This window comes from Kamptonema animale CS-326 (genome assembly GCF_028330895.1).
GTDB lineage: Bacteria > Cyanobacteriota > Cyanobacteriia > Cyanobacteriales > Microcoleaceae > Kamptonema > Kamptonema formosum.
The window spans coordinates 1-13,362 of sequence record NZ_JAQMUA010000137.1 but is presented as its reverse complement, the minus strand read 5'-3'; the positions used below and the strand labels follow the sequence as shown (position 1 = coordinate 13,362).

Genomic DNA, 13,362 nt, shown 5'->3' with positions numbered 1-13,362 from the left:
TAGTTAATGTGGTTTCAATTGTCTGTTTTCAGTTTATTTGCACGTAATGTGGTTTCTTCTGCACTGAATGTGGTTTTGAGACACCCACTTTTGGCAGTTAATGTGGTTTCAAAAATCCCCTTTTTGCAGTTTTGACCTCTGCTTTTTGCAGTTCGCTACAGCTATGACACCATTATCCGCATTCGGGTTGAAGGTACTATCTACTGTCCCGTCGCTATTCAACCGAGCGATTCCGTTGCGAGCAACTCCGCCGATGGTGGTGAAACCGCCGCCGACATAAATCGCGTCATTAATAATCGCTGTACCACGAGTAGGGCCAGTAACAATGCTTTCGACGTTCAGCCTTCCAGTTCCAGTGTCGTTGGCTAAAACATCTATTGCGGTTGGGGTGCTGCTGACGAGGATACCTTTGTTATCTGCCGTGCCTGTTGGTGCTAGGGTGTAACTGTAATTAGGAACCTTCAGGGGTTGGGTTTCTATGTTCCCGATTTTTACTTCTAATTCCCAGTCTCCCCCTAATGCTTTATTCCCCGTTTTGTTATTTGATGCGGCAATATCTGCCCCTGTTAATTGATACAGGTTTTGGATAAATTGTAATCCCGTTTCACCTGCCGCTACATCGCAGCCATATAATAGAATCTCGCCCTTTTCAGTTAAAGCCTTTCCCCACTGTTTTAGCTGAGTGCTGAAATTTTCTATATTATTCCCATTGAGCCCCTCTGCACCGATTTGTAAATTGCCTGGGCTGCCGTGTGAAAGGATATGCAGCGCTTCAATATCTTTTTTATTAGCTAAGGCTGCTGTAATTTGCTCGATGCCACTGGATTTGTCATTTAAAATCGCAATTTCAGCGCCATTAATCCCTGAAATCAAGCTTTGATAGTCTTTTACAGAGTCGTCAACAAAGATAATTTGCTTGTTCATGGTAGATTGCCTTGTTAATTTTTATTGTTTATTATTATTGTCAACACTAATCAGTTTGCACGTCGAAGAATGCAGTAAGAATCGTCAGAATTAGTTCCCGTTTTCGTGCGAGGGAAGTCAACACTGACAATTAATTTTATTAACTCATCGCTACACACAATTATATTCGACTTTCAACAGATGATTGTAAAGATACGTAGGTTTTTCTATGTAATATTACGGATAAAATCATAAAATCTTTAAGAAAGCTTTACGTATACTTAGTGAAATTTATGGTAACTGTTTTAGCTGAGTGCAGAAAATTTAGCTCATCAACGGCTTGAGAATTCCTAGAGGAAGCCACGAAAGGCACAGGGTTCCTATGAAAAAAGGAACCCTGTTTATGACCTCAAGGCTTTAAGCTAGGTTAAAATCGGCAGCATTAATCAGGCTAGCAGACACCCCATTCAGAGAAGCTAAAATTTCGCCTGTGGCTGACAAACGGATTAAAGTTGAACTGTTTTCTTGAGTAATTAACAGTTGGGCGAAAGTAAGATTATTGCCGAGAGAAAGCAAATCTTGACCATCTTCAAAATCGAAGATAGTATCGATGCCAGAATTAGTAGATAATAAGAAGCGATCGCTCCCATTCCCTCCAATCAAACTATCATTACCCAAGCCGCCATTGAGCAAATCATCGCTCTTACCTGCGTAGAGAATATCATTACCATCGCCACCGTTCAAAAAGTCAGCACCGCGATTGCCAAACAAAACATCATCACCGCTACTTCCCAGCAAAGCATCGCCACCTTTGCCGCCGAAAATAGAGTCATTGCCAATGCCGCCGTCCAGGTAATCATTCCCCCTCATCCCCATCAAAGCATTATTTTCGCTGTCGCCAGTGAGGGTATCGTCGCCATTTGTACCGACAATTCGATTGGGGGAATTGCTACCTAAATCTGCGTCGCCGCTGACAACAGGAGTAGCAATCCCAACAGGCAATGTTACAGCTTGAATTTTGCTATCTAAAGCAGCACCAGTATTGTCAGCAACTACTTGTGAAATAGGTTTAGTTTCTGCACCAACAGCTTTGAAATCTTGAGTAGTTAGACCCAAAGCTACCTGTTGGACGCGGGCAACTGCTTCAGGAATCGATGTCGCTGTTGGGTTGGAGACAGCCGAATCAATGCGTTGATTTGCTGTTGCCATTACTGTTGCAGCTTGCGATCCCATTTGGCTGAGTTTTTGACTGTTGAAACTGGGGTCAATTTGCTGGATTTTAGCGGCAGCTTGCTGAATGATTGGTTCTAAAGCTGCTGCATTGCTGAGGTTTAAAACTGTACCGGATTGAATTTGCTCGTTAATTGAACGGACAACAGCCTTGACCAGATCCTGACTAGCTGCAATAGAAGCACCATCAATCAAAGCAGCAGTTTGAGTGATGAAGTTTTGGACTTTCACCATTGCGGCTAAGACTTGGACTCCGCCAGGTATGTTGTTGTTGGTAGCTTCTATTGGATCGAAGCTAGTTAAGTCAACATCAGCAGGGAGTCCAAGAGCGGCTTTGACTAAAGATTGTGCTGCTTCAGGTGCAATTCCTTTGTCGATTAAGTCAGCAACTAAGGTGGTTAATAGGGTGACTACACTAGAATCTGCTGGTGCGGTGACTGGTGTTTCTAGGGGTAAGCCGGTGGCGGTGTCAGTGCCTCCAACAGCAACTAAATTGCCTTCTTCTGGGTCGATTTCTCCGTTTTTGTTGGTGTCGAAAGTCTCGAAGGGGATATCGAGATTGAATTTACCGCCTGTGTCGGTAATCGTAGATGGTTCGCTAGTGTCGAGGATGGCGTTTTTGTTGGCGTCTAGGAAGACAGTTGCACCGGAGATATAACCATCTATCACCCAGCGGCCATCTTTCGTTGTTACCGTGAAAGTCTGTTCGCTATAGCGACCGAGATCGTCTGTAGCTATTAACTTCACCTTGAAAGGTTGCGAACCGCTTGGGGGAGTTCCGGTGAATGTGATGGTGTTTTGCCAGTAGTCGTATTGAAGCCCGAGCCAGCTAGTGTTTGAGTCACTGTATAAAGGACTGCCATTAGGTAGAGTCAACTGGTAATTAATCAGATCGCCATCGGGGTCAGTGTATACATCTTTGATAGGTCGGTTAAACTCAGTGGCCTTGGCACCCAGGTTAATTTGCTCTTCTGGCGGGCTGTTCTCAATCGTAAAACTCTCTCCGAAAGCAAAGGGAGAACCTGCCCAAGCATTATCAATTGCTTGCACGCCCCAGCTATATGTCCCGTGAGGCAAGTCTTTAAGTTGCCACTGGGTGTTTTGACTAACATTCCCCAACCCAACAATTTGTCGAGTGCCGTCCCACAGAGACATCGAGGAAAGAATAATATCCTTACCATCGGAAGTCTTAACTTGCAGGTTGTAGCTTAAACCATCAGCAGGAGTGTGATCGTCAGTTGCTTTGTCCCATTTAAAAGTGACAGTTCCACCATCCGACTTAGCCGTCAGCCCTGTGGGTGAATCGGGACGAGTGTTGGCATTAGGGGTGTTGTTGCGGAAGACTTTGGTAAAGGAGTCACTGTAACTTGAACCACCTGTAAGCAGGATATCCAATTTTCCATCCTTGTCAAAGTCACCCCAAGCAGTTGTGGATGAGGTAGTAGCACCAGGCTGTGCGCCACTGTCGATTTGTGCGCCGCTGTCGGTAAAGCCATTGCCCGTGTTGCGATAGACTTTGGTGACGCTTGTTCCTGGACTTGCGAAATCTTGCCGGTCCCAACCAGTGAGCAGGATATCCAATTTACCGTCATTGTCGTAGTCTCCCCAAGCAGCTTTAGCTTGACTCAAACCAGGTATCTGTACACCTATGTCTTCAAAGCTGGCTGACCCATTGGTACTGGTTGTGTTGCGGTAGACTTTGGTGAAAAGCTGGGTTGAACCATTCGCGTCGTCCATCGCCCCGGTGAGCAAAATATCAAGTTTGCCGTCGTTGTCGTAGTCTCCCCAGGCCATATCATCAACAGTGGCGCCAAAGCGAGGGAATTCTGAACCTAAACCAGGCAATGATACGGCAGTTTCTTTAAAAACGCCATCGCCCAAGTTGCGGTAGAGTTTGGCTTTTCGCCTTAATTGCCCTGATTGAGTCTGCTGTGACTCCGTTACCCTGATCAGGATATCGAGTTTGCCATCATTGTCGTAATCTGCCCAAACCCCAGGACTGTTAGCACCAGCTATTTCGCTAGTAGAAAATAGTGGTTCGCCAGTATCGAGACGTGCTTTGCTATCTTGAAAGCGGTCTTGATACATAATAGGTTTTGTGTTGCGGTAGAGTGTGGTGGTAATCGGGTATTCGGGGTAAGAACCTACTGTATTGAGCAACAGATCGGGCCGCCCGTCATTGTTGTAATCTGCCGAACTTGAGCTAAAAATTCGAGAGGGGAGAAGGTCACGTAGCCCTGTATCTGGATCTGGGTTAGCGTCAAAGTTAAACTTCGTATCACTGCTGTAGATTCCGTACCTGAGAGTGTTGTCGCTATTGGTATTGGTCAGCGAGGTATCCAGTCGCCCGTCATTGTTGTAATCTGCCCAGACTGAATTCTGACCTGGCAAGCCTCTTCCATAAATTTCGCTAAAGCCATATTCGTTCAACTGACCGTTATTGTCGTAGGTTCCGATGTTGTCGTAGATTTGGCTGTTTCCGAGGATATCTAGTTTGCCATCATTGTTGTAGTCTCCCCAGATGGCCGAAGATAAACCAGATATCGGAGCGTTCGTGTCGGTGAACAGTCTGTCACCATCAAAAATTTGCAAGGTGGTAGAGCTTTGAGGGCCAATATTGGCATCATCCGCACTAGCGATCTGAAACGCGATTTCTTCTGTTCCCTCACCTTGAGTATCCGGCAAAATCTCAATTGTGAAAGTTTGAATATCTTTGCCTGGGTTAAAGGTGACGGTGACTTGACCAGAGTCACTGGAGGCAAACTTCCAATCTGTTCTCTCAGTCGCTGAACCACCAGTAACAGGTTGTATGTACACCTGGGAAATTTTGTTTAGAGCCTCCGCAGTTCCAGTGCGAGTGAGAGTAATTTGTTTCTGACCACTTTCATTGACTTGGTAAGTAGCTTCGGAAAAATTTACCGTGGGAATACCAAGTAGCGGTCCGGTGTCGTTATCGGCGATTGCCACCGTCACGTCTGGACCACTTCTGCTGTTATAGTTGGTATCAGAACTAGATACATCGTGAGTAATTTTAGCGTTGTGCGCGCCTTCCACAATCGTATCGTCAACCGCCTTCACTGTAACGCTTTGAGGGACATTCCAATTATCCGCAGTGAAAGTCACAGGAGCGATCGCCTCTATCTGCTGATCTGTTGTGAAATTGATAGTTACCGGGAAGCTCGGCTGCGACGTTAATTTGATGTCATAATTGCCATTCGCGACACCTTCTGTAGCAGTTATACTCGTAGGTGCAATGGTAACACCTGCTGCGTCGTTGTCGAGAATATCTACTTTTACATCCTGAACTGCCGTGCCGCTATAGTTAGGGTCTGTACTGGTAAGGATGTGAGCGATCGTGCCACTGTGCGCGTATTGGCCTTCGGCTTGGCGATCGTCGGTAGCGGTGACAGTGACTGTTTCCGGGATATTCCAGTTAGTGCTGTTGAAATTAATCGCAGAAACTGGATTAATTTGACTGCCTGTATTGAAGCTGAGGCGAACAGGTGCGCTCGGTAGGCTGTTGAGCTTGACTGTATAACTTCCCGTCGCACCGCCTTCTATAGCAGTTGTACTCGTAGGTGCAATGGTAACACCTGCTGCGTCGTTATCGGCAATCTCTACTTTTACATCCTGAACTGCCGTGCCGCTATACTTAGGGTCTGTACTGGTAACAGTGTGAGCGATCGTACCCGTGTGCGTACCTTCGGTTTTGCTATCGTCGGTAGCGGTGACAGTGACTGTTGTAGCAACATTCCAGTTAGTGCTGTCAAAGGTAACAGGCTCGATCGCATTTATTTCACTTGCAGTAAAGTTAATGGTAACAGGTGCGATCGGCTGTGACGTTAACTTGATGTCATAGCTGCCCGCCGCGCCGCCTTCTATAGCAGTTGTTGCCGTGGGAGTAATAGAAATACTAGCGGTATCATTGTCCTTATTGGTAATGCTAAGATCCGCTACATCTAGGTTGTAACTCGCATCGGTACTAACAGCAGGCTCCGTGACTATTTTGTAATCAATATCGCCGTCAGCAATACTATTATCCTCAACCCCTGTTACTGTTACTTCTTGCGCTGTATTCCACTTAGCCGGCGTGAAAGTTAACCTATTAGTTGAAACAGTTCCCTCGGCAACATTATCCGTGTTCAACTCGATAGTCACATCAGCCGTTGGCTGAGTATTCAAAACCACAGTAAAGTTAGCCTTGGTGCCATCTTCACCAGTAATTAATCCTGCCGTCGGATTCACCGTAATTCCCGGAGTTTCATCGTCACTGTTGGTGACGGCGACATCATCAGGATTGACGTTGTTGTAATTAAGATCGGTACTCCTAGCAGCAGCCGTGACAATTTTGTAAGGTTGAGGACCATCAGCTAGTAAATCGTCAACACCGCTCACCGTTATTGTTTGCGGTTCATTGTATTTAGCAGGAGTGAAAGTTAAGCTATTAGTTGAAACTGTTCCTTCTGCAACATTGGAACTGCTCAAATCGATGGTAACGTCAGCAGTGGGTTGAGAGTTGAGTTTGACAGTGAAGGTAGCAGTGCCACCGACTTCACTTGTAGTTAATGCTGTTGGGTTAATAGTAAAGCCAGCTTTGTCATCATTAGTAATAGTTGTGGTAGCGGTAGAAGTGGTAATGGTCGGGGTTACGCCCGGGCCTGTGGGATTAAGCAGGGTGACGGTAACAGTTTCATCAGGTTCGCCTTGGGTGTCGCCTAATACATCGAGAGTAATAGTTTTGGATGTTTCATCGGCGGCAAAATTAATTGTGCCATTAGTAGTAGTTGCCCCTGAAGTGCCACCGATGTTGTTGTAATCGCTGACGTTTGTAGCTGTTCCTCCTATTGCATAATTGACGCTACTTGCCCCGCCTGTGTTGCCGCTGCGAGTCGCGGTAAAAGCCAGAGGTTTTGTGCCGCTATTGCCTTCAGGAATGCTGGCAGTACCAGCGGCGATGGCATAAGAAACAGTACCGTTAGCAGCAATAGTTAATGTTGTTTGTTTGGTTGTACCGGCAACGCCTCCGGTGATTGCGCCAAAGTTGAGGATTGCTGTTTCGGCGTTTTCAGGGAGATTGTCAGGCTTGATAGTAACTGCAACATTCTGGGTGAGAGTAGTAGTGCCGATGGGGAAAGTAACAGTAGTAGGCGAAAAGGTGTAGTCTGAATTTTCGGTGGCTGTGCTGCTGGGGTCGATGACAATTGGTACTGTTACATCGTTTAAAGGAGTGCCGCCGCTGAGAGTAACGGGAATTACTGTATCCGCAGATCCTTCAGTACCGCTGTAAGTGGCCGCACCGAAATTAACTGTATTGGGTGTATTTAGCAGAACCGAAACATTATTGTCATCGAAGCTAGTTGCAGCAATGTCCGGCTTTTTATCTCCATCAATATCTTTCACCACAACACTAAGATAAGAATTAGCAGAACCCACCGGAAAGTCTATGGGAGTGCTAAATTCACCATTGCCTTTTCCCATCAGAACTGACACGGCTCTAGGTGTACCCTTCGTCACTGCCAAATCTGACGTGCCATCAACGTCGATATCTCCGGCAGCTAAAAAATTTGTATCTACTGCTAGATTGGGAGCAGCGGTAAAAGTTCCAGTGGTTTTTTGTAATAGAATAGAGACGTTTTTAGAGGTAACATTAGCTACAGCTAAGTCGTCTGTATAGTCCGCATCAAACCTCCCGATAGCGATAGAATTCGGCTGCGTTCCCACTGGAATAGTTGGACCATTGCTAAAGACTCCATTGTCATCTGCCAGCAGAATTGAAACTGTGTTATCGGTTGGGCTTGTCACAGCCAAGTCGTCTTGTTTCCTGTCGCCATCAAAGTCGCCCACGGTGATGAAAGCGGGGGTTCTTCCTACTAAAGAATTGACTGGTGCGCTAAAAGTCCCGTCGAGATTTTGCAACAGAATTGAGATAACACCGTTAGTATTGAGGCTGCCGGTAACCCGATTAGTTGCCACAGCTATATCTGCTCTCTTGTCACCATTAAAATCTGCCGCAACAATATATTTAGCAAAAATTAGCGGGTCGAAAGATAGATTGACGGGAGCACCCAAGCCACTGCTATTCCCCAAAAATATTGATACAGAACCACTGCCATTATCTGCAACCAAGTCCTCATAGATATTTCCATCAAAGTTAGCGATAGCGAAGACATTTCGCCCCTTTCCCAACTGAGTAGCGGTGCCAAAGCTACCCGCGCTTGTTCCTAATAAAATTGATGTGCCAGGATTGCTGCCGTTGATGGGAGCGTTAGCGTTTGTCACCGCTAAGTCCTTTATTTTGTCGCCGTTAAAATCTGCGACATCGACGAAGACAGGATATGAACCTGCGCCAAAATTAGTTGCAGCACCAAAACTATTCAAAACGTACTCGTAAGCTGCTAATACTTTGGGTTCAAATACCAGGGATTTTTCTATTTTCCCGGTTCTGACTTCTAATTCCCAGTCGCCGCCTTTTGCCGCACTTCCCGTCAGCTTTTTGGAAGCCGCTACTGACGCGCCAGTTAACTCACTCAGGCGTTTTATAAATGCTAAACCTGTTGCGTCTGCTGCTACGTTGCACCCATAGAGAATAATTTCAGGGGGATTTGAAATTCGGGATTGGGGATATGAAATTGTGTCAGTCCAGCTTTCGCTAAAAAGTATTTCGGTCAAACCGATAAATTTTAGCCCCCTGAATGTTTCGCGACTACGCAGTAATAACGCAAACCATTGCTGTAGCCTGTCACCATAGGTTTCTATATTTTTTGCACTCAAGCTGCCATTTCCTAGTTGCAAGCAGCCTGAACTACCGTGAGAAATTATATGAATGCTGTCAATATTGTTGCGATCGCCTAATACTTGAGTAATTTGGTCGATCGCATCTCTGTCGCCATCCAAAACGACCACTTCCGTACCGGGTTTTACTCCGGCAATCAAACCTTGATAATCTTCAACTTGACGATCGATAAAGGCGATCGCACTTCTTGCACCCTGACCGATAAAATTTGGCATATTATATGTTGTAGAATTGTAACAACTGCTACCGCCACTTGTAGGTACTCTAGCGGTTTATACGTAGAAAAGGTGTAAAGTTATAGTAAAGTAATACTCGATTTTATAAACTTTTCGTAAAATTCACTTGGGAGATCCCGACCCTTTGGGAACACACCGAAGAATAGCGTACATACGGGTATAATCTGCGACCAGCTCATAAGCTCTTACGCATTTAAACGACTAACAAGCCAGTTTCAGAAGTAATTTGCCGGACATAAAGCCTAAATTAGCAATTAGCAATTAACAATTAGCAATTAGCAAGTCTAAATAAATGCTCCTAAAAGCTTAAGGGTTGCTAACTGCGCTTCAGTTATCTGACGCTGTTAACTGCTTGGTTTGCACTCAGCCTAAAATCCCTCGTAAATTGTCATAAAAGCTAACAGGAGTAAGCATTGAACACAAATCATCTCACTCAAGAAGCTGCTTTAAAACTCCTTCGCGACTGTGGCGTTCAAGGTACGGAGGCAGAACTCATGAACCTTATTTACCTTTGCGAACATCAAAGGCTAGCCCTAGAGCGAGTAGCAGCATTAATACTTCAACTAGCTGCTTGTCAAGTTCACAACCTTAATGAGCCGGAAGTGCTAACAGCAGCCCTCAAGGAACTTGTCCGTTCAAATTTTTCGCTTCTAGCATTACGTTTTTACACAGGCTTTCCATCATTAAGTTTTTCCCAAAACGGTTACATAAAATTTGGGTTAAAAAGGGGAGAATTTAGGTTGGGGTTGCGTCTGAACTCCGCTTTTGAACAAGTAGACCTTTCAAGCTTGCCAGCGCCAGAAATAACAGTCAATTCTGAATCTGGATTTTTATCTATCCAGCACGATCGCGCTCTATTTTTAGCCGAGCTTGGTGAATTAAAGCCAGCAGAAAAACTTTTACGTGAGTTGGCATTTGCCCCAGAGAGTTACTACTATCCAGGTGGAGAAACTAAAAGCCTTTACCAATACATCGCTAGAGAGAATTTGTGCGACGTGCTAGTTTTAACTGGTCGATTACGGGAAGCAGAACAAATAGCCGATGGTATAGTTGAGGCTTATGAATCTGATGTAACTAATAGCAGCGGTACAAGCAAATCAAAAGATTTGCTTGGTAGATTACAGATCGGTGAGCGTTATTTTGGTAAACAGCTTTACTCTGGAGCTAATCCTTATGCAAGGCGTGCTGTCGCCAGAACGCTACAAGGTAAAGTACGCCTTGCACTAGCCGATTTTAAGCAAGCAGAAGCTTTTAGCCTTGGCAAAACTCCTTCACAATATCTCCAATTAGCAGCGATGAAGCGAAGGAGAAGGGAGGGGCAAGACATCCGTCAAAATCGGAATCTATTAGATCTGGGACACCGTACCCTCGTCGGTCAAGCCGCAGTCTGTTATGCTCTTTTGTTAACTCGTCTAGGTAAGCTTGAGACGGCACTCAAAGTGCTTAATTATTCAAAACAGCGTGCTGCACGTCCTCATAACGAATATCCTAGTTTAATAGCTTATGCACAATTGGCTCTGAGCGATGTCTACAGACTCAAAGGTGAATACGAATTAGCACAACTTCAGATTGAACATCCCTTACGCTGGGCAATTCAAACAGGTCAACAAGAAATTTACTGTTGGGCGCATCTTAGCTTAGCCAGACTCAAGCAAGCTCTTAATCAGTTACCAGAAGCACGCAGTGCTGTCAATGAAGCTTACTCTGTTGCCAGTAGACATGAATTCAAGCTTTATGAAATCGATTCCCTGGTAACTGCTGGTTGGATTGCTTTATCAGAGGAAGATTTAATCGCAGCTAATTCCAAAGCTAACGCCGCTTTAGAATTAGTTAGCGATCCCGATATGGCTTATGCTTGGGGACACGGTAACGCATTACATTTGATAGGCGATATTTTGTCGCGACAAGGTAATTTAGAGAGAGCGCGGCTATTTTTAAGCGGTGCTGCCCGGTTGAGAGAACGTATAGAAGACCCTCGTTTTAATAATACACAAGCGCTTTTAAATAACATTACACAATAGATTTTTGTACTAAGATATCAAAGGATAATAATCAATGGGCGCACCACATCCTTGGCCAACACGCTGGCCCGAACCTTCAGAAATTCCATCATTTCAGCCTAATGAGCCTAATGAGGAACCCTTAGAAAACCCAGATTACGATGTTGAAGAATCTCCCGATGAACTTCCCTACGAGTTACCAGAAGAACGACTCGTTCCATATTCAGTTACTTGGGGTGTAACTCCGGCCTGTAATTTACACTGTACAACTTGTTACGATGTTGTTGGTTACAAGCGCGAGAGCCTAGATACAGAAGAGGCGAAAGCAGTTATCGATCGTCTAGCTGATGTGGGTATTTCTTTAATTGTCTTTGCTGGTGGAGAACCGCTAGTACGAAAAGATTTATTCGATTTGTTAGCACATTGTCGTACCCGCAATATTGGAATTGGGTTACGCTCAAACGGTGTTTTGATTACCACTGGGGTAGCCGAGCGATTAGCCGATTTACAATTGTTAGTAGCAGGAGTGTCTTTAGATGGTGCAATAGAAGAAACTCACGATCTAATTCGCGGTTCTGGTTCTTTTCAAAGGACGATCGCTGGTATTAATGAATTGCTCGCCGCTAATATTCGCGTCAACATTGAAGTGGTATTGAGTCGCCGCAACGCTGATGAATGTTTGGAATTCGTGCGATTGGCAGAGAATTTAGGCGTACAAGAAATCAACTTTTCTGCTTTAACAAACCAGGGGCGAGCCCAAGAATTAATGAGTCAGGATGTGCTAGACCACAATCTATGGCTCCAACTTACGGCTCAACTTTACCAGGTCAGCTTAACATCTCAGGTTGCTGTCAGCCCCAGTTGTGCTTTAACAGGGGCTTGTTGGTCTTGTGTTGAACCCAATATTACCTGTGACGGGTGGGTAACTCCTTGTTATTTATCTAAGCGCAAGTTGTTTCACATTCTCGATACTCCACCAGCAAAAATTAAAGCTATTCTCCAAGAAAATCGTCACAGTACGCTCAACATTTGTGGGCGAGAACGTTGGATGAGATTGCCTCCCATAAAGGCCTAGAAATAGCTGATCTGATATAATAGGCTAGGGCTCAGCATTAAAAGCATTTAGTAAAAGCATCTGAGGTTTTCCATTGAACGATTGCACAAACTCACCAGCCACTGTTGTTAACAACCGCCAACCTCTAATTATCGCAGGAATTCTCCTCGGTATTGGTCAATCCGGCTTTTTTGACGGCATTGTGCTGCACCAAATCCTCCAGTGGCACCATATGTTTAGCAGTGTTAAAACCGATGCTACCGTTGCCGGTTTAGAATTAAATACCCTCGGAGATGGATTGTTTCACGCGGCAGATTGGTTGGTAACAGTGGCGGGAATCTTCTGTTTGTGGAGTGCTGTGAAGCGCAAAGATGTTCCTTTGTCAACTCAAACTTTTTTCGGTTCAATATTAATTGGCGCTGGATTGTTTGACTTTGTTGAAGGCATTGTTGACCATCAAATTTTGGGAATCCACCACGTCAAGCCTGGTGTCAACGAGTTAGCTTGGGATTTAGGATTTCTCGCTCTCGGTCTTTTTTTAGCGCTGTTGGGTTGGATGATGATACAGAGTGAAGTTGCCACAGATACTAAAGTTTAAATGAATGCAGAGATTGGGAATTATAGTAAAATCGAAACTTACTCCATCCTTGTTCGCGATCGCAATTTTTTGAGAAACATAAGAATCAAGCTAAGGTGCTGAAGCAACAACAGGGTAAATGTCAGGAGTGCGGATTGTATTTTCTTCAAGAAGATGTAATGGAAGTTGACCACAAAGAGCCATTGACACTAGGAGGGTTGGACGAGTGGAAAAATATGCAACTGTTACATCGACATTGCCACCACAAGAAGACTGCTACTGATGGCAGTCAGAAGTCCATTAATGACAATAGGAAAGCACATTGAGTAGCCGTGTGAGGTGAAAGTCTCATGCACGGTTTCGGAAGAGAGGGGTGGAGTGGTAACACTCCCCTCGACTCTACCTCCCGGCTTTACCTCTATCTCGGCTTCAGGGGGCGACAAGCGCCCCCAAACCATTGCAGGGAGGATGTTTTCGGGGTTAAACCTGCTCAAAAAAATGGGAGCTTATTGAGAATAGAATCTAAGCGAGAAGAACCAGCCCCTAGTTGTGATAAAAAGGAAAGGTCT

Annotated in this window: 6 protein-coding genes and 1 pseudogene; 5 read left to right on the top strand and 2 right to left on the bottom strand. The window is 45.0% G+C overall.

All coding sequences use genetic code 11. The features are described from left to right. Positions 1–108: 108 nt before the first annotated feature. Together PN499_RS08350 and PN499_RS08345 are read right to left on the bottom strand one after the other, a co-directional pair. Positions 109–924 (bottom strand): DUF4347 domain-containing protein, encoded by an 816-nt coding sequence (locus PN499_RS08350; protein WP_272031331.1) that lies wholly within the window; start codon positions 922–924, stop codon positions 109–111. Positions 925–1,320: 396 nt separating this feature from the next. After that, entirely contained in the window at positions 1,321–9,141 is a 7,821-nt protein-coding gene (locus tag PN499_RS08345) for a DUF4347 domain-containing protein (RefSeq protein WP_272031330.1), read from the bottom strand. 434 nt (positions 9,142–9,575) lie between these two features. On the opposite strand from PN499_RS08345, the gene PN499_RS08340 reads away from it, so the two are divergent. The 5 genes and pseudogenes from PN499_RS08340 to PN499_RS08320 form a co-directional block, all read left to right on the top strand. Continuing rightward, positions 9,576–11,183 (top strand): hypothetical protein, encoded by a 1,608-nt coding sequence (locus tag PN499_RS08340; protein ID WP_272031328.1) that lies wholly within the window; start codon positions 9,576–9,578, stop codon positions 11,181–11,183. A 34-nt stretch (positions 11,184–11,217) separates the two neighbouring features. Then, positions 11,218–12,237: a radical SAM protein gene (locus PN499_RS08335; RefSeq protein ID WP_272031326.1), complete on the top strand. Its 1,020-nt coding sequence runs from the start codon at positions 11,218–11,220 to the stop codon at positions 12,235–12,237. A 73-nt stretch (positions 12,238–12,310) separates the two neighbouring features. Then, the gene (locus PN499_RS08330) at positions 12,311–12,814 is read left to right on the top strand and encodes a DUF2243 domain-containing protein (RefSeq protein WP_272031324.1); all 504 of its coding nucleotides are present in this window, start codon (positions 12,311–12,313) and stop codon (positions 12,812–12,814) included. A gap of 95 nt (positions 12,815–12,909) precedes the next feature. Then, positions 12,910–13,119, top strand: coding sequence for an HNH endonuclease (locus PN499_RS08325; RefSeq protein ID WP_334311664.1), 210 nt, complete (start codon positions 12,910–12,912; stop codon positions 13,117–13,119). A 24-nt stretch (positions 13,120–13,143) separates the two neighbouring features. Further along, positions 13,144–13,362 (top strand): annotated as a pseudogene (locus PN499_RS08320) (hypothetical protein); the annotation flags it as partial.